The following is a 19,479-nucleotide window of genomic DNA, read 5'->3' as shown; positions in this document are numbered from 1 at the left end:
CGCCTGTCCCGGAAAAGACCGGATGTTCGGTTGTCGATGAGATCGTTATCCAGGTCAGCCGACCGATTGGTCGACCGAAAAACCCTGGTCGGTCGCGTAGACAGACTGCGACCTCCGCCGGCGGGACCATGCAACAACGACGGCGGCAGCGGTCAGGATAGCGGAGACCCATTCCGGTGTGGCGCCGATTCGAGTAGCCAATGTGGTGCTGCTGCGCAACGGCAGGTCCGCGACGAGGGCCGCGGGCACGAACAGATCGGTCTGCTGCGGCACCGCGCCGTCGGCGGTGACGATCGCGCTGACACCGGAGGTCGCCGCGACGACCAGCGCCCTGCCGTGCTCCACCGCGCGTACACGGGACATGGCCAGCTGCTGGTAGGTCATCTCGCTGTCGCCGAAGGTCGCGTTGTTGGTCGGCACGGTGAGCAGTTGCGCTCCGGCCCGCATCGAATCGCGGAAGGCCCGATCGAAGGCGACCTCGTAACAGGTCGCCACGCCGATGTCGACGCCGTCGGCGCGCACCACGCCGTCCCCGTCACCCGGCACGAAATAGCCTGCCCGGTCGGCGTATTCGGAGAACAGCCGGAAGAAGGAACGCATCGGCAGGTACTCGCCGAACGGCTGGATGATCTTCTTGTCGTGCCGGTCCCCAGGGCCGGCCGCGCCGTTCCACACCATCACCGAATTCGTTGTGGTGCGATCGCCGTTCACGAGCACGGCGCCCACCAGGATCGGCGCGTGGATCGCCTCGGAGGCGCGCGTGATGAGCGCCGCGGCGTCGGCGTTGCGCAGCGGGTCGATGTCGGAGGAATTCTCCGGCCAGATCACCACATCCGGCTGCCGCACCCGCCCCGCGGCGACCTCGTCGGCCAGCTGCTCGGTGCGCCGGACGTGGTTGTCCAGCACCGCCCGTCGCTGCGCGTTGAAGTCGAGTCCGAGCCGCGGCACGCTGCCCTGAATCGCGGCGACCGTGATCGTCCGGTCACCGTCGTCAGGGGCGGGCAGCGCGGACCGGAGGATCACTCCGGCGATCGGCATGATAGCCAAAGTCGCTGCCGCGGTGATAATTCCGGTCCTCGATGCGAGACCTGCCCGGGATCTAGCCGAGTTCGCCGAGTCGCTGCCCACGGCCTCGCCCGCCGAGTTCCGCTCGCCCGCAGCGGCCTTCGCCGCCTGGCGCGCCATCGCCAGCCGTTCGACCAGCGCCGCGAGCCCGGTGCCCGTGAGCGCCACCGCGAAGCCGATCAGCGGCGCGCCGCCGACCGCGGCCAGCGACAGGAACCAACCGTCCGCCTGCCCGAAAGCCAGCCGTCCCCAGGGGAATCCGCCGAACGGAAAGCTGGAGCGGATCCATTCGGCCGTCACCCAGGCCAGCGCCACCCACAGCGGCCAGCCGGGCAGCCGCCCGATCAGGTTGGTCAGCAGGCCGAACAGTCCGAGGTAGACCGCGCACGCGGTGGACAGCGCCAGCCACGGCGCAGGTCCGACGTAGATTCCCGTCCATGGCAGCAGCGGCACGAAAAAGCCGAGCCCCGCGAGCATTCCGTAGCCGAAGCCGCCGCGCAGGCTGCCCGCGCCGCGGACCGTCGCGGTGAGTACGGCGATGCCGACCGGCGCGAGGAACCAGAACGGCCGCGGCGGAAAGCTGCCGAAGAGAAGCAGTCCCGCGATCAGCGCGGCCACGACACGCGCCGCTACGCCGCGAAACTGTTCCGGAGCGACGCCGGTGCGCGCGAGGCCGGGCATCGTCATGCCTCGAACAGGGTGGCGCCGCGGTGCACGGTGCGCAGGCACCGGGGCAGCGCCGAATCCGGTTCCAGCGGAGGCAATCCCGGTACCCGCGAGCGCGGATCGGTGGACCAGCGCTGCACCGAATCGGCGGCCGCGGCGACGACGAGATCGTCGGCCTCCCACACCGCGTACGAGGCGGGCGCGCCAGGAACGAGCGTGCCTGCGACGCCGTCGCGCACGCCGCCCGCCCGCCAGGCGCCGCGCGTGGCGGCCGCGAAGGCCGCGCGCGGCGAGATGCCGTGGCCCGGCGTGCGATGGTCGACGGCGGCGCGCACGGCCTGCCACGGGTTCAGCTCGGTCACCGGCGCGTCCGAGCCGATGGCCAGCGACACACCGGCGGCGGCCATGGCCGCGAACGGATTCAGCGCGGCGGCCCGCTCGGCGCCGAGCCGGGCCGCGTACATGCCGTCCGTACCGCCCCATGTCGCGTCGAAACCCGGTTGGACACTGGCGATCACGCCCCACGAGGCGAGCTTGCCGATCTGCTCGGCGTCGACCATCTCGGCGTGCTCGACGCGGTGTCCGCGTGAAGCGACGGCCGGACCGCCGAGCTCGTCGGCGACCCGTTGGAAGCCCGCGACCGCCGCGTCCATGGCGGCGTCACCGATGACGTGGAAGCCTGCCTGGATGCCCGCGGCGGTACACGCTCGCAGGTGCGCGGCGATGGCGTCGACGTCCAGATATCCGATACCCGTCCCGGGCGTGTCGGCGTAGGGCTCGCGCAGCCAGGCGGTGCGCGAGCCGAGCGACCCGTCGACGAACAGGTCGCCGCCGAGCGCGTGCACGCCGAGCTCGGCGACCAGGGTCTTGGCCTGCTCGGCGCTGGTCACGGCTTCGCCCCAGTAGGCGCGGACCTCCACCCCGTGCTCGAATTCCAGCAGTTCGCGCACGTCGTCGCGGCCCGCGATATCGGGTCCGGAGCATTCGTGGACGGCCGCGATGCCGTGAGCGGCCGCCGCGTCCAGCGCCGCGCGGCGCGCCTCGTCCCGCCGCGCGCGGTCCAGACCGCCGAGCACCGCGGCGCGCACGAGGTGGTGCGCCGCACCACGCAGCGGCTCACCCCTGGTGAACCCGGCCGCCGAGGTCACCGCGGGCACGGCGTTCAGCAGCGCCGAGGACACCGCGGCCGAATGGGCGTCCACCCGGGCCAGATACACCTGACGGCCGGGGCCCACCGCGGCATCGATCTCCTCGATCGTCGGCGGGCGGCCCTCGGGCCAGCGGGTCTCGTCCCAACCGTCGCCGAGGATCGCGCCGTGCGGCCGCGCGGCGGCGTGCTCGCGCACCGCCGCGAGGCAGTCGGCCAGCGACCGCGCGCCCGACAGGTCGAGTCCAGTGAGTTTCAGGCCGAGTGCCGTCACGTGCACGTGCGGCTCGACGAACGCGGGCGCGACGAACGCGCCGTCCAGGTCGATGATCTCGGCGTCCGGGTGCAACGCGCGGCCGGGCCGCTCGGCGCCGAGCCACACCACCATGCCGTCGCTGACCGCCATCGCGGTCGCGTCCGGTGAACTAGAGCTGTAGAAACGACCGCCGATCAGCAACTGGGTACCCACGGGTCACCAGTCTGCCGTATGCCGGATTCGGTCGATCACCGTGGACGGCCCACCGTCAGGCCGGGCCGACCGCCCGGCGGGCGTTGCCTTGACCGTCGTCGTACCACTGGGGGACGGCAGTCGGCGGAGCCGACGGGGTGGGTGAACACTGCTGGACGACCACGCCGTCGATCACCTCGTCGCCGTCGATGACGACGCCGCGGTACGGCGCGCGGCTCAGCAGACGACCGAAGCGACGCGCGGCCAGCGCGGTGACGATGGGACGCACCAGCATCCTGGTCGGCGGCAGCAGCAACAGCAGCCCGAACAGCGAGGTCACCAGTCCGGGCACGAACATCAGCACTCCGCCCGTCGCGACCAGCGCGCCGTCGGCGACGGCGGTGCCGGGGGTGATCTCGCCGCGTCCGGCCCGGCGGAACTGGTCGAACACCCGCCGCCCCTGGGAGCCGATCAGCAGCATGCCCGCCGCGGAGCCCGCGATGAGCAGCAGGATGGTTGGCATCGCGCCGATCAGCTGACCGAGGGCGAACAGCGCGGCGATCTCGACGACCACGTAGAGCACGAACAGCAGGGCGGGCATGGCGTTCCTTCCGGACGATCTACCCCTACCAACGCAAGCGAGCGGTGTTTTTCTCCCGCCCGGGGCTGATAGCTCGCTGAGATTCAGCCGCCGGGCCGCACCAGCCCGGTCTCGTAGGCCAACACCACGGCCTGCACCCGGTCGCGCAGCCCGAGTTTGGTGAGCACCCGGCCGACGTGCGTCTTGACGGTGGCTTCGGAGAGGTAGAGTTGCTCGGCGATCTCCGCGTTGGAGCGGCCCGCGGCGATCTGCTCGAGCACCTCGCGTTCGCGCGCGGTGAGCACATCGAGCACCGAGGGGTCGCGCATGCCTGCGGGATCGTCGGCGATGAGCCGGTCGAGCAGCCGCTTGGTGACCTTCGGTGAGACCACCGCGTCGCCCGCGGCCACGCTGCGGATGGCCGAGACCAGATCTTCCGGCGGGGTGTCCTTGAGCAGGAAGCCGCTGGCGCCCGCGCGCAGCGCGCCCAGGGCGTGTTCGTCCAGGTCGAAGGTGGTCATCACCAGGACACGGCACCCGTCGCCCGCTTCCACGATGCGGCCGGTGGCGGTCACGCCGTCGACCACGGGCATGCGGACGTCCATCAGCACCACGTCGGGGCGCAGTTCCTTGGCCTTGCTGACGGCCGCCGCGCCGTTCTCGGCCTCCCCGATCACCTCGATGTCGGGATGCGCGCCGAGCACCATCTTCAGCCCCATGCGCATCAATTCTTGGTCGTCGACTACGAGAACAGTGATCGGCACGCGTCCAATCTAGCGGTGCCGGGCGACAATTCGGTTACCGCTTCCGCGCGTCTCCCGGACTTGTCGGCGCGCGCCGATATTCTCTTGCGTTCCCTGTAATCGACTCTCGTGGTGGGGAGATGTGCGAACAGATTCGGCTTCTGGAGATCGCGATGATCCAGCAGCACACGTGGACCGGCGGTCAGCATCGGGTTTCCGTCCTCGACCATCCGTTTTTGCGCCATCCGGCGCGACGGCTGGTCTGGCTCGGGTTCGACGAGCGAGCCAACCTCGAGGTCTCCTTCCGTGTCGCGGCGGACGGCTCCGCGACCGACCGCGATGGGCGGACGATCGGCGTCGACTCGGCCCGTATCGCGGTGGCCCATCCGCTCCAGCTCGCGGGCGAGCTACCGCACTGGGTCAGCCATTTCACGGATCACGAACTGCGCCAACCCTTTCCGCAACTGGCCAGAGAGGTGCACGCGCTGACCGAGCGGGAGCGGGCGGCGACCTCGCTGGAACGCTTCGCGCACCGCATGGTGCCCACCTGCGCGCTGCTGCGCCTGGAGGGATTCGGCTGGCGCCGCGGCGCACCGATCGACGGGGTGCACGATCACCTCTACCGCCGGGTCGACGGCGACCTCCAGGTGCTGCTGCACCTAGACGACGGCATCGCCGTCGGGGATGCAGAGCCCGAGGGCGAGCGGGTCATCGAGGCGGTCGAGCTGAGCTCGCGCCCCGCGTCACCGTGGTGGCGCCGATGCGGCGACACCGCCTTCGGCGCGCTGAACCCGATCACCGCCAGCGAGGTGCTGCGCGAGCTCGCGGCGATCTTCGAGTGACCGGGCGTAGCTGACCACTCCCCCGGGGCCGCACCAGCGGAACCGCCCCTCCATCCCCCGCGGCCGCACCAGCGGAACCGCCCCCACCGGGGCCGCGGCAGCGGGACCACCCCCACCGGGGCCGCGGCAGCGGGACCGCCCCCATCCGGGGCCGCGGCAGCGGGACCGCCCCCGCGGCAGCGGGACCGCACCCTAGCAGTCCAGCGGCTCGGTGACCAGCGGGATGGTCGCGCGTACCCGCCAGGCGCCGTCAGCGGCGCGGCCCACGTCCAGGGTTCCGCCGAGGACCGCGATGCGTTCACGCATGCCGACGAGCCCGAGGCCGCTGCCCTTGATCGGGTTGGCCTCGGGCCCGTGCATCGGAACGCCGCCGGAGTCGGTGACCTCGACGAGGACGTCACTGTCGCGGCGGTGCACCCGGACCCATGCCTTGGGGTGGGCGCCCGCGTGACGCAACGTGTTCGTCAGCGACTCCTGCACGATCCGGTGCACGCCGAGGCTCACCTCCGGGGCGATGTCGTCGATGTCGCCGGTCAGCTCCAGCTCGACGGCGAGACCGGTGCCGCGCATCATCTCCACCACCCTGGCGATGCCTGCCGTGCCGTGCTGGGGCAGCTGATCGGGCGCGTGCTCGGTGCGCAGCAGTGCGACCGTGCGGCGCAGCTCACGCAGCGCCTCGCGGCCGGTGCTCGCGATGGTGGTGACGGCTTGCTCGGCGATGTCCGGGTCGCGGCGCAGCGCGTACTTCGCACCGTCGGCCTGCACGATGATGACGCTCACCGCGTGCGCGACGACGTCGTGCAGTTCGCGCGCGATACGGGTGCGTTCGAGCGCGACCGCGTCGTGGGTGCGCCGCTCCCGGTCGTAGTCGGCGACCGCGAGCCGCGCGGCCACCTCGGCGTCGTAGGCGTGCCGCGCGCCGTTGAACTCCGCCAAGGTCCAGCACAGCGCGTAGTACAACGCGATGAACGCGATCGTCGACCACACGGGCTGGTCGAGCAGCAGGGTGGACAGCGTGGTGTCGACGACAAGACCCGCCAGCAGCAGCAAGCCCTCGCGCCTGCCGACGTAGGCGACCAGCGTGTACAGCATGATCCCGAGCGCGAGCAGCGCCGGGTGCATTGCCTTGTCGTCGAGCAGGTAGCTCAGCAGGGTGGTGCTGATGGCCAGGCCGAGCATGGTGGCGGCGGTGGCCCTCGGGTAGACGCGGCGGAAGGCGACCGGGATCGGCAGCAATCCGCCGACCACCAGGTACACGGCCTTCTGGTTGGAATCGCCGATGGCCGTGAGGTCCAGCAACAGCAAGCCGAACGCGAGGATGGAATCCGCCACGAGGGGCTTGCCACGAAGCCACAGACTGAACCGGCGCATGCCGGCAAGACTAGGCCCTCCGTCCCAGGCAGCACGGAAACATGGGACGTCTGGTTGGGTTGCACCGTGAATCTTGCAGACTGGGCGGCCCTGGTGGCGGCCGCGACCGCCGCGGGCTGGGTCGACGCGGTGGTCGGCGGCGGCGGCCTGATCGTCCTGCCGACGTTGTTCTTGGTCGCTCCCGGCATCGCGCCGCAGACCGCGCTCGGCACCAACAAGCTGGCCGCGTTCGCGGGCACCACCGCCTCCGTGCTGACCTTCGCCAGGAAGGTGCCGATGCAGTGGCGGGTGCTCTTGCCCGCGGCGGGCATCGCCGCCGTGGCCGCGGCGTCGGGCGCGGCGGCGGTCTCGCTGATCGATCGCGACCTGTTCGTCCCGATCGTGATGGTGGTCCTGGTGTCGGTCGCGATCGTCGTGACGCTGCGCCCGTCGATCGGCGTCACCATGGCCACCCATCCGCCGACCCGCCGCAAGGTGGTGCTGGTCGTGGCGCTGGCCGCCGGGCTGATCGGGTTCTACGACGGCTTGCTCGGGCCCGGCACCGGCACCTTCCTGATCATCACCTTCGCCACGCTGCTCGGCACCGAGTTCGTGCGGGCCGCGGGCATGGCGAAGGTGATCAACTGCGGGTCCAATGCCGGCGCGCTGCTCTTCTTCGGCCTCACCGGGCACGTCATGTTCGCGCTCGGCGCGACGATGGCGGTCGCCAATATCGCCGGCGCGATCGCCGGGTCGCGGATGGCGCTGAGCCGGGGCGCCGAATTCGTCCGCGTCGTGCTGCTCGTGGTCGTGGTGGCGATGGTGCTCCGCCTCGGCTGGCAGCAGTTCGGCTGAGCGGCGCGCTCAGTCAGTCGGTGCGCAGTCAGTCGAACGCGCTCAGCCTTTCGAGGCGCTCAGCCGACCGGTTCGGCGTGCGCCGCGCAGCTGGCGGTGAGCCACGGCCGCAGGACGCGGCGGGTGGTCTCGTTGATCTGGCGGTGCAACCGCTCACCGTCCTCGGGTCCCGCGTGCGGCTGCTGGAAGAGCACGGTGAGCGCGCCGGACACCGCACCGACCACCGCGCCGACCAGCGCCGCGGCGCCGACCTCGTCGAATTCGTCGGGGAACGCGGCGTGTAGCTGCCTGCCGATCTCGCGCTGCGCCACCAGCTGGGCGTGCGCGGCGCGGCCGCTCACCGCGGGCACGGTCCGCGAGACCTGGGCGCGCACCGCGGCGATGCGAGCGCCCAGATCGTCGACGAGGTGTTCGCCCGGATTGTCGCCCGCGGCCCGTAGCGCGCGCAGCAGCACCTCGACCGGACGCTCGCCGACGCGGCGGCTCGCGATGGCGGCCACCGCCATTCGCACCCGATCGTCGGGCTCGGGGAAGAGCAGTTCTTCCTTGCTGGCGAAGTAATTGAAGAAGGTGCGCGTGCCCACCTCCGCCGTGGCGGCGATGTCGGCCACCGTGGTCTCGTCGTAGCCTCTTGTCTCGAAGAGTTCGACGGCGGCCTCGAGCAGCGCGCGGCGGGTACGGTCACGTTTGCGGTCACGGAGGGCGGATGGCGGCACGCGGGCACAGTACGGCATTCCGCAGCGCCGATGCGGTAACCCACGCCTTGCGCGTGCCGTTCGCGCCGGTGCGATCCGGCGTCACGAATCGGCTGCCGACGGATGTCTTCTTGCACCGCTGAGTATTTCGGCCGATCGCCCACCGCGCCGAGGTGCGCGGCTTGTCCGCCGATGCCCGGGTCGGCGGACACCCGGTAGCGTAAACGGGGTGAGCATCGCGACTTCCGGGGACGGCTCGGTGATCGACGCCGAATTCCTCGCGCTACCACTGTCCGCGCTGGCCGACGCCGCGCTCGCGGCGGCCACCGCGGCGGGGGCCGAACACGCCGATCTGCGCGTGCACCGGTTGGTCACGCAGTCCATCCGGCTGCGCGACGGCCGCGTCGAGGCGATCAGCAATGCCACCGATCTAGGGTTCGCCGTGCGCGTGATCGTCGACGGCACCTGGGGTTTCGCCTCGCACGCCGCGCTCACCCCCGACACCGCCGCCGAGGTGGCGCGCCGCGCGGTCACCGTGGCCACGGCCCTGCGCGATCTGAACCGGGAGCGCGTCGAACTGGCCGACGAGCCACGCTACACCGACGCGCGCTGGGTCTCGGCCTACGACATCGACCCGTTCACCGTGCCGACCGCCGACAAGGTCGCTCTGCTACAAGATTATTCGGGCAGGCTGGCCGCGGCGGACGGCGTCGATCACGTGACCGCCTCGGTGTTGCAGGTCAAGGAGCAGACCTTCTACGCCGACACCGCGGGCTCGTCGATCGCCCAGCAGCGCGTCCGGCTGCATCCGCAACTCGAGGCCGTCACTGTCGATTCGGCCGCGGGCGTCTTCGAGACGATGCGCACCCTCGCCGCTCCGGCCGGGCGCGGCTGGGAGTACGTCACCGGCGCCGACGGAATCTGGGACTGGGACGACGAACTCGCGCGGATCCCCGGCTGGCTTGCCGAGAAGGTGAAGGCGCCGAGCGTCACCGCGGGCCCGACCGATCTGGTGATCGATCCCAGCAATCTGTGGCTGACCATCCACGAATCCATCGGTCACGCCACCGAATACGATCGGGCCATCGGCTACGAATCCGCCTACGCGGGCACCTCCTTCGCCACCCCGGACAAGCTGGGCACGCTGCGCTACGGCACCCCGATCATGCAGGTCACCGGCGACCGCACCGAGCGCAACGGCCTGGCCACCGTCGGCTACGACGACGAGGGCGTTGCCGGGCAGCGCTGGGATCTCGTGCGCGACGGCGTGCTCGCCGGTTACCAACTGGACCGCGCGTTCGCTCCGCGCCTCGGTCTGCCGCGCTCCAACGGCTGCTCCTACGCCGATTCCGCGCACCACGTGCCGATCCAGCGAATGGCCAACGTCTCGCTGCAACCCGACCCGGACCGCGACACCAGCACCGAGGAGCTGATCTCCCGGGTCGAGGACGGCCTCTTCATCGTCGGCGACAAATCGTGGTCGATCGATATGCAGCGCTACAACTTCCAGTTCACCGGCCAACGGTTCTTCCGCATCCGCAACGGCGCGCTCGACGGCCAGGTGCGCGATGTCGCCTACCAGGCCACCACCACCGATTTCTGGGGCGCGATGGAGGCCGTGGGCGGCCCGTCGACGTGGCGGCTCGGCGGCGCCTTCAATTGCGGTAAGGCCCAGCCGGGTCAGGTGGCCGCTGTCAGCCACGGCTGCCCATCGATCCTGGTGCGCGGCATCAACGTTCTCAACACCAGGACGGAGGCCGGTCAGTGAGCGAGCCGGGCAGCGACAGGGTGCACGCGCGCGGTGTGGCGCCCGCGGGCGACGTGGTGGAGAGGGCGCTGGCGCTCTCCCGCGCCGACGAGGCGATGGTGATCGTCACCGACGCGCACGAGGCGTCGCTGCGCTGGGCGGGCAATTCGATGACGACCAACGGCTCGTCGGTCTCGCGGGACTGGGCGGTGGTGTCGATCTTCCGCGACGGACCGCATGCGGCCAGGGTCGGCAGCGTCGGTTCGACGAGCGTCGACCTCGCCGAGATCGAGGCGGTCGTACGGGCCAGCGAGGACGCGGCGCGCACCGCCGAACCCGCGAAAGACGCGATGCCGCTGCTGGAATCGGACGCCGCCGCCGAGGACTGGGCGGCCGCACCCGGCAGCACGGGCATCGAGGTCTTCGCCGATCTGGCCCGTGACCTGTCGGCCGGATTCGACGGCGCCGACCTGCTGTACGGCTTCGCCCACCACCAGATGCACACCACCTGGCTCGGCACCTCCACCGGCATCCGCCGCCGCTTCGTGCAACCGACCGGCTCGGTGGAGATCAACGGCAAACGCGGTGCGGGCGCGGAGCTGGCCAGCGCCTGGGTCGGCGTCGGCACCGCCGATTTCACCGATGTCGACACCCCGGGCCTGCTCGCCGAGCTGAACCGACGCCTGGATTGGGCGAGGCGCCGCGTCGAGCTGCCCGCGGGTCGCTACGAGACGCTGCTACCGCCCTCGGCGGTCGCCGACCTGATGATCTACATGGCGTGGTCGATGGAGGGCCGCGGCGCGCAGGAGGGGCACAACGCCTTCGCCCGCGCGGGCGGCACCCGAATCGGCGAGCGGCTCACCGACATTCCGCTCACGCTGTATTCCGACCCGAGCGCGGCCGGGCTGGAGTACCGGCCGTTCGTCGCGACATCGGCCTCGTCCGAGGCGCTCTCGGTCTTCGACAACGGGCTGCCCGCCGCGCGGGTCGACTGGCTGCGCGAGGGCGTCATCGAATCGCTGGTCTATCCGCGCGCCACCGCCGCCGAATTCGACGCCCCCGCCACGGTGCCCGGCGAGAACCTGTTGCTCACCGGGGGTTCCGGCGCGAGCTTGGACGAGATGATCGCGCGCACCGAGCGCGGCCTGCTCCTCACCACGCTCTGGTACATCCGCGAGGTCGATCCGGCCAGCCTGCTGCTGACCGGTCTCACCAGGGACGGCGTGTATCTGGTGGAGAACGGTGAAGTCAGCGCGGCGGTGAACAACTTCCGTTTCAACGAGAGCCCCATCGACCTGCTGCGCAGGGCCACCGAGGCGGGCGTGACCCAGGCCACGCTGCCCCGCGAGTGGAAGGACTGGTTCACCCGAACCGCCATGCCGCCGTTGCGGATTCCCGACTTCCACATGTCCTCGGTCAGCCAGGCCACCTGAGACACGACACCACCCGAGACACGACGCAGGGCCGCTCCGTGCTGGGAGCGGCCCGTGCGGACGGGATCGTGGCGGCGACCGGCCTCAGTGCGGGCGGCCGACCTCGTAGGTGCCGTCGCTGTCGGTGATGGTGACCGATACGGACTTCTGCATGCTGCCGACCTTCACGAGGCATTCGAAGGTCGCGCCGAGGACGACGGTCTGACCTCCGGGGCAGCGCACGTCGCGGACGTCGTCCATGCCGTAGGAGTCGATGAGCACCAGCTGCACACCGCGTTGTAGGTCCATCTGGTCCAGCTGCTTGGCCGGCGGATCCACCGCGCGGACCGGCGCGACGGGAGCCGAGGTCTGCGCCAGCGGCGCCGAGGCTGCCGGTGTCCGCACCGGGTTGTCGGCCGCCGCACTCTCGCGGATGTTGACCACCACGAGTCCGGCGATCACCCCGGCGATGGCGATGACGACGGCGCCGACCAGAGCGGCGACGAGCACGGGAAGCCAACCGCTGTCGGTGGTTTCGGCGTCCGAGTGGGCGGCGACCGGGTAAGGCTGCGAGGCCCGCGGCGGCCGAGTCGGTGCTGTCATGAACGATCCCTCCCCCCGGGGCAGGGTCGAGACATCGTGTCCGCCTGGGGACTACCCCGGTATGCCCGACGAAGGATAGCCGAGCCATGATCACCGCCTCCGCCGGTACCCCCGGAATCCCCGTGTCCGCCTTGCCTATTCCGGACCTTCCGGGCATTCGGCCGAATCTGCGCACTCCCGCTTCCGCTCCGAGTGTGCGCGGACCCGGGGATCGACCTCGCCGGGCAGCGCCGGTCAGGCGTCGGGCGTGAACTCGATGCCGATCGTGCCGGCCTTGCCCCTGCGCAGGGTGCTGCCCAGAATGAGCAGCGGTCCCAGCAGCCAGTACTTCTTGCGCAGCAACGCGCGCACGCGTTCGGTACCGTCGGCGTCCAGCACGCGCCCGGTGCCCGCGACGACGGCGCCGCGCACCCGCTTACCTCTGGCGTCGCACGCCTGCACGGTGCATGCGGGATCCCGGCGCAGCCGCTTGACCTTCCAGCTCTCGGTCTCCGTCCAGATGTACAGCTTGCCGCCGTCGGCGACCGCCCACACCGGCGTGCTGACGGGCGTGCCGTCCTTGCGGAAGGTGGTCAGCTGCACGTAGTCGGCGGAGCCTGCCTCACCGAGCGAGTTCGTCATGATCACAGCGTATCCGGGGGCGCGGCGGGGGTGCGAGGGCAGCACGAAGGGATCACTCCGGCATGCGGTACTCGCCCGACTCCAGGCGGGCGAGCAGTCCGTCGGTCCATCGGGTGAGGTTGTCGAACACGCCGCTCCACAGCTCGAGCAGATCGGGCGCGTGCGGCGCCTCGTAGCGGCCGGGGAAGGTCGGGATCATGGCCAGCAGGTCCTCGCGTACCGCGGCCGCGTTGCGCCGCTGCTCCGCCAGTTTGGCGATGACGTGCGCGCGGGGCAGAGCGTCCATGAAAGCGATGGCGGCGCCGAGTTCTTCCATATCGATGCTCACCAGCGCGGCGTCCATGAGCGTGCGGAACTCGGCCTCACCCGCCTCGGTGAGCTCGAACAGCGTCCGGCCGGGTCCCTGGTCGCTGTCCTCGGTGCCGAGCGCGCGCAGCTTCCCTTCCTGCGTGAGCTGTTTGAGCGCGTGGTAGATCGAGCCCGGCTTGACGTTCGTCCAGGTTTCGGCCCGCCACGACAGCAGTTCGCGCCGCACGGCGTAACCGTGCGTCGGTTGGCGGGTGCGGATCACCCCGAGGACGAGCAGACGCACGGCCGCCACGCGCGTTCCTTTCTCCCTGTCGCCACGAATCGACCCATGCTACTCAAATTTGACTTCCGGGAGAGCGCGCGCCTAGGTTGGCGGTACTCAAATTTGACTAGTGTCGGAGGAACGACTCATGGACGACTCTCCGGTCCCGGTGTTGTGGACCGCGTCGCCGGCCACCACCCTCGACTTCTACCGGGCCATCGGCTACACGGTGACCCACGAGCAGACCCGCCCCTACGTCTATCTCGCGCTGGAATTCCACGGTTGTCCGGTGCATTTCAACTCGCCGCCCAAGGGCTTCGAGCTGCCGCCGGAGCGCGTCGGCTGCCTGGTGATGGTCGACGACGTGGCCGCGCGCCACCGCGACTTCACCGCCGCGTTGCGCGCCGCCTTCGGCAAGGTGCCTACCAAGGGCCGCCCGCGCATCACGCGTTTCCGCCCCGGGCAGAGCCGCTTCACCCTCGTCGACCCCGACGGCAATTCCCTGCTGTTCATCCAGCGCGACGAGCCCGACGACCGCGAGTACGGCGGCTCACGCGACCTGGAAGATCTGGCGAGGGTCATCGACAACGCGCGAATCCTGCGCGATTTCAAGACCGACGACAAAGCCGCCGCGCGGGTGCTCGAAGTCGGCCTCGGTCGCTTCGCCGCAACCGCCGCGCCGGTGGAGCGCGCGCGGGCGCTGGCCATGCTCGCCGAGATCGCCATTGCCGCGGAGGACCCGGAGCGCGCCGCCCGATACCGCGACGAGGTGCGCGCGCTGAATCTTTCGGCCGAAGATCGCGCGGCAGTGGCCGCCGAACTCGGTGCGAGCGCCGAGCTGGAGCGCTGGCTCACCGAAACGCGCTGAGGCGAAGGAGGTTCCGCGTCAGGCCGCGCGGGTCAGCACCTGCGGCCCGTCGGCCGTGATGGCGACGGTGTGCTCGGAGTGCGCGGTACGCGAACCGTCGGCGGAGCGGATGGTCCAGCCGTCGGCGTCGGTGTAGATGCGATCGGTGGTGCGGGCGAACCACGGTTCGATGGCAATGGTCAGTCCCGGCCGCAGCGGATAGCCGCGACCGGCACGGCCCGTGTTCGGGATGTGCGGATCCTCGTGCATGGTGCGCCCGAGGCCGTGCCCGCCGAACTCGGTGTTGACCGGATAACCGTAGGCGCGGGCCACCCCCGCGATGGCCGCGGACAGATCGCCGATGCGGTTGCCGGGCAATGCCACCGCGATGGCCGCGGCGAGCGCCTCCTCGGTGGCACGCACCAGCCGCAGGTCCGCCTCCGCCGCGGTCCCGACGATCACCGTGATCGCCGAATCCGCGACCCACCCGTCGACGCCGACCGCGAGGTCGATGCTCAGCACATCGCCATCGCGCAGCACGTAGTCGAACGGAAGTCCGTGCAGCACGGCGTCGTTCACGGACAGGCACACCGTGTTCCGGAACGGTCCGCGCCCGAAGGACGGCGCGTAATCCCAATAGCACGAGACGGCGCCGCGGTCGCGGATGCGTTCGCGCACATAGGCTTCCAGGTCGAGCAGGTTCACCCCGACCCGCGCCCGCGTGCGCACCTCGGCGAGCACGTCCGCGACGAACTCACCGGCCACCCGCATCCGGGCGATCTCCGCCGCCGACTTCAACTCCACCATTTCCGACCTCCACTGCGCCGAATCCACTACCGGTTCCGACCCCGCCGGCGGGACGCGCCGACGGTCGACCGGTATTTTTATACCAGCGTAGCGGCGTCGGTATTTAAATACCAATCGCACACGAGAGCTCGCCGCGCCCGGCGATTCCCGGGCGCGGCAGGACTCGAGAGACACACGCGCCGGATCACCGGCAGGCGGCCCTTACTCCGCGTCGTCCTCGCCCTGCTCCAAGGCGCGCATGGCCTCCGCCAGCTCGGCGCGCAACCGCTCGGCGGCCTGGCGATCGTTGCAATCCTCGGCCGTGGTGATGTCCTGACGAAGCTGGGCGATCGTGTCGCGGGAAACCATGAATCCTCCCTCTCGCTCTCGCGGCGTTCTCATTCCATTCGGGGGATGTCCGGTTTCCGAGCGCGGAAACCCCGCGTCACGGGAACGAGTTTTCGAGGCGCGACCGGGTATCCAGCCGGTGGGCGGCGTCACATCCAACGAGTGAACAGTCGTGCTCCCGATAGCCGACATGGGCGTCGCGCGCGCCACCCCTCGCGGCGCGCGCGACGCCCCGTTCCGGCATCGACGGAAACGGGTCCGAACTGCCAACTCCCGGTACGGCGACGCAAGCACACCACACCACCGTTTATGTGTGCTACCTTTCGTAACATTAATACGGCTACGAGTGTAAACTCAGTGCGGTTGGAGGTTGTCGTGTCCGGCACGATGCACGAAGCGATAGGACGGCTCGCCGCGCCCGGCACCGAGGGCGGCGGCGCGGCGCTGGATCAGGTGGCGATCATGACCGGCTCCGCGGGCCTGATCGCGCTCGCCCTGCTCTGGGTCGGGTACCTGCACCGGACTCGACGCATCACCTGGCTCGGCGCACTGGCCGACCGCATCGGCGCCGTCTTCAACCGGCCCGGCTGGGTGGCCCTGCCCATCGTGATGTTCCTCGCCACCATCCTCACCGCGCTGCTCGGCTTCATCTGGGACGTCAGCCTGCACGTCGGCAACGGCCGCGACGAGGGACCGCTGGCCAATCCGGCGCACTACTTCATCCTGGCCGGCCTGTTCTTCCTGTTCACCGCCGGAATGCTGGCGATCGTGCTGCCCATGGACGAGAAGCCGGGCGCGGCGGCGGTGCGGATCACGCGCACCTGGTACGCGCCCGTCGGCGGCATCCTCATCGCGGGCGCCGGCCTCTACGCGCTCATCGGGTTTCCGCTCGACGACATCTGGCACAGGATGTTCGGCCAGGACGTCACGCTGTGGGGACCCACGCACCTCATGCTGATCGGCGGCGCAGGGCTTTCCCTGGTCGGCGTGCTGCTGCTGGAATTCGAGGGCAGCCGCAACCGGCCGGACCCGGATCGCGCGGACGGACGCCTGATCTGGACGCTGCGCGCGTTCGCGTTCGGCGGCCTCATCATCGGCCTCTCGGTGTTCCAGGTGGAATTCGATTTCGGCGTCGAACAGTTCCGGCTGGTGCTGCAACCGATGCTGATCGTCGCGGCCGCCACCGTCTCGCTGGTCGCCGCTCGCGCGACGCTGGGCGCGTTCAGCACCTTCGTGGTGGTCGGCTTCGCCGCGGTCGTGCGCGGGGTGGTGGCATTCCTGGTCGGCGGGCCGATCATCGACGCGCCGCGCAACGTCTTCCCGCTCTACCTCGGCGCCGCCGTCGTCGTGGAACTGCTCGCCCTGCTCCCGTTGGCGCGCAAGCCGCTCTGGTGGGGCGCGGCGGCGGGCCTCGCGGTGGCCACCGTCGGCGTCTGGCTCGAATCCCGGTGGGTCGACGCCGTATTCGTCGATCCGTGGCCGGCGGCGATGTGGCCGGAACTGCTGGCGATGAGCGTGCCGACCGGCATCGCGGGCGGCGTCGTCGGCGCGCTGCTCGGCATGGTGCTGCGCGGGGAGCCGCTGCCGCGCCCGCCGGTGCGCCGCGCCATGATGGTCGCCGCGGTGCTGATCGTCGCCGCCGCCACGACCAACGGCCTGATCGTTCGCGTCCCCGATCAGGCGAGCGCCACCGTCGCGCTGCGCGACGCCGAGCCCGTCGACGGCGGCCGCATGGTGACCGCCGATGTGCGACTAGACCCGGCCGACCTGGTCGGCTCGGATCCCGAGTGGTTGCAGATCCTGGCCTGGCAGGGCGGCGTCGGGTCGGACAGCCCCGGCCGCGGCCTGGTCGTCGATCAGCTGCGGCGAGTCGGCGACGGCCACTACGTCTCGACGAAACCCGTTCCGGCGCACGGATCATGGAAGACCGTGCTGCGCCTGCAGGACGGCCGCACGCTGACCGCGCTGCCGATCTTCATGCCCTACGACGCCGGTATCGGCGCGGCGGAGGTCGCCGCTCCGCCGGAGTTCACCCGCCCATTCGTCGCCGAGATCACGGTGCTTCAGCGGGAGCGTTCGTTCGATCACCCCGACTGGCTGTTCGGCGCGGCCTCGCTGGTCGTGCTGGTGTGCAGCGCGATCCTCATCGGCGCGCTGTCCTGGGGCGCGGCGCGGATCAACGACCGCTACTCCATCACCGCCCGGACCGACGCGACCGCGCCGGTGACGGCGGGATGACCACGCCCGGCGACGGCGTGGACCTGCTGGCGGACCATTCCGTTCTGCTGGCGATCCCCGCCTTCCTTCCCGCGCTCGCCGTGGTGGGCATCATCGTGCTCATCGCGGTGCGCGACCGCCGCGCCGAGCGGCGCGAGGGCCAACCGAACGCGAAGTCCCCCGCGAGCGGCGACGAGGAGACCCGATGACTCGCACCTGGCGAGACGCGGCGGTTGCCCTCGCGGTGGTGGCCGCCGCGCTCGGCTGTTCCGCGGAGGACAGCACGAAGCAGCCGGGCGTGAGCGCGACCGCCGAAGCCGACGCCGTCGTCGTGGAGTTCCGTATCGCGAACGGGACGGTGAGTCCCGTCAACGCGCGCAGGGACGCGAAGGTCGGCCAGCCGATCGATCTCGTCGTCGACAGTGACTCCGAGGACGAACTCCACGTGCACGCCACGCCGGAGTACACCTTCGCGGTCCGCCCCGGGGCCGGTCAGCGCTTCCGGTTCACGGTGGAGGTGCCGGGCCGGGTCGAGGTCGAGTTGCATCACGCGCACAAGACCGTCGCCACGGTGGTCGTTCGCCCGTGATCGAGGTCAGCGCGCACGGGATCTCCGGTGCGACCGATCTGCCGATTCCGTTGTCCTACGCGTTGATCGGCGCCGCCTGGGCCCTGACGTTCTCCTTCGCCGTGCTGGCCTTCGCGTGGCGCGAGCCGCGACTGGATCCGGATTCGCCCGGCGCGCCGCTGCCCGGGTTCGCGCGCGCCGTGGTCGATTCCACTGCGGTGCGCACCGTGCTGGGCGGCATCGGACTGCTCGGCGCGCTCGCGGTCCTGGTCGCCGGGCTCTTCGGTACGTCCGACTCGGCGCGCAATCCGGTGCCGGGGATCGTCTACATCTTCGTGTGGGTCGGGGTGATGGTGGCCTCGCTGGTGCTGGGGCCCGTGTGGAAGATCCTCTCCCCCACCCGCGCACTGCACCGCTCGATCTGCCGGGTGACGGGGCGGCCGCCCGAGTACGGGCCGCTGCACTATCCCGAAGCGTGGGGCAACCGTCCCGCGGCGCTGGGCCTGTTCTCCTTCGTGTGGCTGGAATTGGCGTTCCCCGAACCGGGTTCGGTACTCGCCGTGACGATCTGGTTTCTCGGCTACCTGATCGCGGGAACCGCGGGACTCGTGGTTTTCGGCACGGCGTGGGCCGAACACGGCGATCCGCTCGAGGTGTACAGCAGTCTGCTGGCGCGGCTGAGTCCCTTCGCCCGCCGCGAGACCGGCGTCCCGGTGCTGCGGTGGCCGCTGAACAATCTCGCGGGCACGCCCGCACTGGCCGGTTCGGTCGCGGTGGCGGCGACGCTGCTGGGATCCACTGCCTTCGACAGCTTTTCGATGTTCGCCGGGTGGCGTGACTTCCTCGATCGGGTGGGCGGCGACTCCACTCTGGCGACCACGCTGCTGCGCACCGCGGGCTTGCTCGGGTTCATCGCCGTGGTCGGCGGCGTCTTCGGTCTGGCGGCCCGGGCGACCGGCGGCCTCACGAAACCCGAACGGGCGCTGCTGCCGAGGCGGCTCGCGCACAGCCTCACCCCGATCGTGGCGGGCTACCTGATCGCGCACTACCTCAGCTTTCTCGTCGAGAAGGGGCAGGCGACGCTGATCCTGTGCGCCGACCCCTTCCAGCGCGGATGGAACATCCTCGGGCTGGCCGACCTCGACGTGCACTACATCCTGTCCACCCACCCCGCTGTGCTGGCCAGCCTCAAGGTGCTCGCCGTGCTCACCGGTCACATCCTCGGCGTCGCCGCGGCCCACGATCGCTGCCTGCGGCTGCTGCCTCCCGCGCACCGGCTCACCGGTCAGCTGGCGCTGATGCTGACCATGATCGGCTTCACCTTCACCGGCCTGTACCTGCTGTTCGAGGCCTGACCCGCCGCGGACG

At 70.7% G+C, this 19,479-nt stretch carries 20 protein-coding genes; 9 read left to right on the top strand and 11 right to left on the bottom strand.

Annotated features, from left to right (window positions below):
* Window positions 1–54: 54 nt before the first annotated feature.
* The 4 genes from lnt to AC3EO7_RS23705 form a co-directional block, all read right to left on the bottom strand.
* Complete coding sequence (gene lnt / locus AC3EO7_RS23720; RefSeq protein ID WP_435592428.1) at window positions 55–1,746, bottom strand: apolipoprotein N-acyltransferase; 1,692 nt, start codon at window positions 1,744–1,746, stop codon at window positions 55–57.
* Window positions 1,747–1,748: 2 nt separating this feature from the next.
* On the bottom strand, window positions 1,749–3,347 hold the full coding sequence (locus AC3EO7_RS23715; protein WP_431970608.1) for an amidohydrolase: 1,599 nt from the start codon (window positions 3,345–3,347) through the stop codon (window positions 1,749–1,751).
* A gap of 55 nt (window positions 3,348–3,402) precedes the next feature.
* Window positions 3,403–3,927, bottom strand: a complete 525-nt coding sequence (locus AC3EO7_RS23710; RefSeq protein WP_435592413.1) for an FxsA family protein — start codon at window positions 3,925–3,927, stop codon at window positions 3,403–3,405.
* Between the two features lie 83 nt (window positions 3,928–4,010).
* Window positions 4,011–4,670: a response regulator gene (locus AC3EO7_RS23705; protein ID WP_431970610.1), complete on the bottom strand. Its 660-nt coding sequence runs from the start codon at window positions 4,668–4,670 to the stop codon at window positions 4,011–4,013.
* A gap of 119 nt (window positions 4,671–4,789) precedes the next feature.
* Between AC3EO7_RS23705 and AC3EO7_RS23700 the strand changes: the two genes are divergently transcribed.
* Window positions 4,790–5,491, top strand: a complete 702-nt coding sequence (locus tag AC3EO7_RS23700) for a DUF4132 domain-containing protein (protein ID WP_431970611.1) — start codon at window positions 4,790–4,792, stop codon at window positions 5,489–5,491.
* A 192-nt stretch (window positions 5,492–5,683) separates the two neighbouring features.
* Here the strand turns inward: AC3EO7_RS23700 and AC3EO7_RS23695 are convergent, their stop codons facing one another.
* Complete coding sequence (locus tag AC3EO7_RS23695; protein WP_435592412.1) at window positions 5,684–6,862, bottom strand: sensor histidine kinase; 1,179 nt, start codon at window positions 6,860–6,862, stop codon at window positions 5,684–5,686.
* A 66-nt stretch (window positions 6,863–6,928) separates the two neighbouring features.
* Here AC3EO7_RS23695 and AC3EO7_RS23690 point away from each other — a divergent pair, with 66 nt between their 5' ends.
* Window positions 6,929–7,696, top strand: a complete 768-nt coding sequence (locus AC3EO7_RS23690; RefSeq protein ID WP_435592411.1) for a TSUP family transporter — start codon at window positions 6,929–6,931, stop codon at window positions 7,694–7,696.
* Between the two features lie 59 nt (window positions 7,697–7,755).
* Here AC3EO7_RS23690 and AC3EO7_RS23685 read toward each other — a convergent pair whose 3' ends face one another.
* Window positions 7,756–8,412, bottom strand: a complete 657-nt coding sequence (locus tag AC3EO7_RS23685) for a TetR/AcrR family transcriptional regulator (protein WP_431970614.1) — start codon at window positions 8,410–8,412, stop codon at window positions 7,756–7,758.
* Window positions 8,413–8,620: 208 nt separating this feature from the next.
* Between AC3EO7_RS23685 and AC3EO7_RS23680 the strand changes: the two genes are divergently transcribed.
* Together AC3EO7_RS23680 and AC3EO7_RS23675 are read left to right on the top strand one after the other, a co-directional pair.
* The gene (locus AC3EO7_RS23680) at window positions 8,621–10,159 is read left to right on the top strand and encodes a TldD/PmbA family protein (protein ID WP_435592410.1); all 1,539 of its coding nucleotides are present in this window, start codon (window positions 8,621–8,623) and stop codon (window positions 10,157–10,159) included.
* 95 nt (window positions 10,160–10,254) lie between these two features.
* Window positions 10,255–11,571 carry a metallopeptidase TldD-related protein gene (locus tag AC3EO7_RS23675; RefSeq protein WP_431970637.1) on the top strand — a complete coding sequence of 439 codons (1,317 nt, stop codon included), beginning with the start codon at window positions 10,255–10,257 and terminating at the stop codon, window positions 11,569–11,571.
* An 84-nt stretch (window positions 11,572–11,655) separates the two neighbouring features.
* On the opposite strand, the gene AC3EO7_RS23670 is transcribed toward AC3EO7_RS23675, so the two are convergent.
* The 3 genes from AC3EO7_RS23670 to AC3EO7_RS23660 all read right to left on the bottom strand — a co-directional run bounded on the left by AC3EO7_RS23670 (window position 11,656) and on the right by AC3EO7_RS23660 (window position 13,375).
* A complete protein-coding gene (locus tag AC3EO7_RS23670) occupies window positions 11,656–12,153 on the bottom strand; it encodes a DUF4333 domain-containing protein (protein ID WP_431970616.1) in 498 nt (165 codons plus the stop codon).
* Between the two features lie 234 nt (window positions 12,154–12,387).
* A complete protein-coding gene (locus tag AC3EO7_RS23665) occupies window positions 12,388–12,774 on the bottom strand; it encodes a PPOX class F420-dependent oxidoreductase (RefSeq protein WP_431970617.1) in 387 nt (128 codons plus the stop codon).
* A gap of 52 nt (window positions 12,775–12,826) precedes the next feature.
* The gene (locus tag AC3EO7_RS23660) at window positions 12,827–13,375 is read right to left on the bottom strand and encodes a PadR family transcriptional regulator (RefSeq protein ID WP_431970618.1); all 549 of its coding nucleotides are present in this window, start codon (window positions 13,373–13,375) and stop codon (window positions 12,827–12,829) included.
* 118 nt (window positions 13,376–13,493) lie between these two features.
* On the opposite strand from AC3EO7_RS23660, the gene AC3EO7_RS23655 reads away from it, so the two are divergent.
* Window positions 13,494–14,213, top strand: a complete 720-nt coding sequence (locus AC3EO7_RS23655; RefSeq protein ID WP_431970619.1) for a VOC family protein — start codon at window positions 13,494–13,496, stop codon at window positions 14,211–14,213.
* 18 nt (window positions 14,214–14,231) lie between these two features.
* Here the strand turns inward: AC3EO7_RS23655 and map are convergent, their stop codons facing one another.
* Both map and AC3EO7_RS23645 read right to left on the bottom strand, forming a co-directional pair.
* A complete protein-coding gene (map, locus tag AC3EO7_RS23650) occupies window positions 14,232–14,999 on the bottom strand; it encodes a type I methionyl aminopeptidase (protein ID WP_431970620.1) in 768 nt (255 codons plus the stop codon).
* 201 nt (window positions 15,000–15,200) lie between these two features.
* Window positions 15,201–15,347: a hypothetical protein gene (locus AC3EO7_RS23645; RefSeq protein ID WP_431970621.1), complete on the bottom strand. Its 147-nt coding sequence runs from the start codon at window positions 15,345–15,347 to the stop codon at window positions 15,201–15,203.
* A gap of 366 nt (window positions 15,348–15,713) precedes the next feature.
* Between AC3EO7_RS23645 and AC3EO7_RS23640 the strand changes: the two genes are divergently transcribed.
* Genes AC3EO7_RS23640 through AC3EO7_RS23625 form a run of 4 tightly spaced genes read left to right on the top strand, consistent with a single transcriptional unit; the run spans window position 15,714 to window position 19,466 of the window.
* Window positions 15,714–17,564 (top strand): hypothetical protein, encoded by a 1,851-nt coding sequence (locus tag AC3EO7_RS23640; RefSeq protein ID WP_435592427.1) that lies wholly within the window; start codon window positions 15,714–15,716, stop codon window positions 17,562–17,564.
* Window positions 17,561–17,752, top strand: a complete 192-nt coding sequence (locus tag AC3EO7_RS23635) for a hypothetical protein (RefSeq protein WP_435592409.1) — start codon at window positions 17,561–17,563, stop codon at window positions 17,750–17,752. The genes AC3EO7_RS23640 and AC3EO7_RS23635 overlap by 4 nt, the downstream gene beginning before the upstream one ends.
* The gene (locus AC3EO7_RS23630; protein WP_435592408.1) at window positions 17,749–18,132 is read left to right on the top strand and encodes a hypothetical protein; all 384 of its coding nucleotides are present in this window, start codon (window positions 17,749–17,751) and stop codon (window positions 18,130–18,132) included. Before AC3EO7_RS23635 ends, AC3EO7_RS23630 begins: the two co-directional genes overlap by 4 nt.
* Window positions 18,129–19,466, top strand: coding sequence for a hypothetical protein (locus AC3EO7_RS23625; protein ID WP_435592407.1), 1,338 nt, complete (start codon window positions 18,129–18,131; stop codon window positions 19,464–19,466). Before AC3EO7_RS23630 ends, AC3EO7_RS23625 begins: the two co-directional genes overlap by 4 nt.
* The last annotated feature ends 13 nt before the right edge of the window (window positions 19,467–19,479 follow it).

The organism is Nocardia sp. bgisy118 (genome assembly GCF_057708605.1).
This window is presented reverse-complemented; position numbering and strand designations above follow the sequence as displayed.

Excerpts from the sequence above, each read along its gene's own strand:
- lnt (WP_435592428.1), bottom strand. The coding sequence starts at position 1,746 with ATGCCCGGCCTCGCGCGCACCGGCGTCGCTCCGGAACAGTTTCGCGGC.
- AC3EO7_RS23710 (WP_435592413.1), bottom strand. The coding sequence starts at position 3,927 with ATGCCCGCCCTGCTGTTCGTGCTCTACGTGGTCGTCGAGATCGCCGCG.
- AC3EO7_RS23700 (WP_431970611.1), top strand. The coding sequence starts at position 4,790 with ATGTGCGAACAGATTCGGCTTCTGGAGATCGCGATGATCCAGCAGCAC.
- AC3EO7_RS23695 (WP_435592412.1), bottom strand. The coding sequence starts at position 6,862 with ATGCGCCGGTTCAGTCTGTGGCTTCGTGGCAAGCCCCTCGTGGCGGAT.
- AC3EO7_RS23675 (WP_431970637.1), top strand. The coding sequence starts at position 10,255 with ATGGTGATCGTCACCGACGCGCACGAGGCGTCGCTGCGCTGGGCGGGC.
- AC3EO7_RS23670 (WP_431970616.1), bottom strand. The coding sequence starts at position 12,153 with ATGACAGCACCGACTCGGCCGCCGCGGGCCTCGCAGCCTTACCCGGTC.
- AC3EO7_RS23665 (WP_431970617.1), bottom strand. The coding sequence starts at position 12,774 with ATGACGAACTCGCTCGGTGAGGCAGGCTCCGCCGACTACGTGCAGCTG.
- AC3EO7_RS23655 (WP_431970619.1), top strand. The coding sequence starts at position 13,494 with ATGGACGACTCTCCGGTCCCGGTGTTGTGGACCGCGTCGCCGGCCACC.
- map (WP_431970620.1), bottom strand. The coding sequence starts at position 14,999 with ATGGTGGAGTTGAAGTCGGCGGCGGAGATCGCCCGGATGCGGGTGGCC.
- AC3EO7_RS23645 (WP_431970621.1), bottom strand. The coding sequence starts at position 15,347 with ATGGTTTCCCGCGACACGATCGCCCAGCTTCGTCAGGACATCACCACG.
- AC3EO7_RS23640 (WP_435592427.1), top strand. The coding sequence starts at position 15,714 with ATGCACGAAGCGATAGGACGGCTCGCCGCGCCCGGCACCGAGGGCGGC.
- AC3EO7_RS23635 (WP_435592409.1), top strand. The coding sequence starts at position 17,561 with ATGACCACGCCCGGCGACGGCGTGGACCTGCTGGCGGACCATTCCGTT.
- AC3EO7_RS23630 (WP_435592408.1), top strand. The coding sequence starts at position 17,749 with ATGACTCGCACCTGGCGAGACGCGGCGGTTGCCCTCGCGGTGGTGGCC.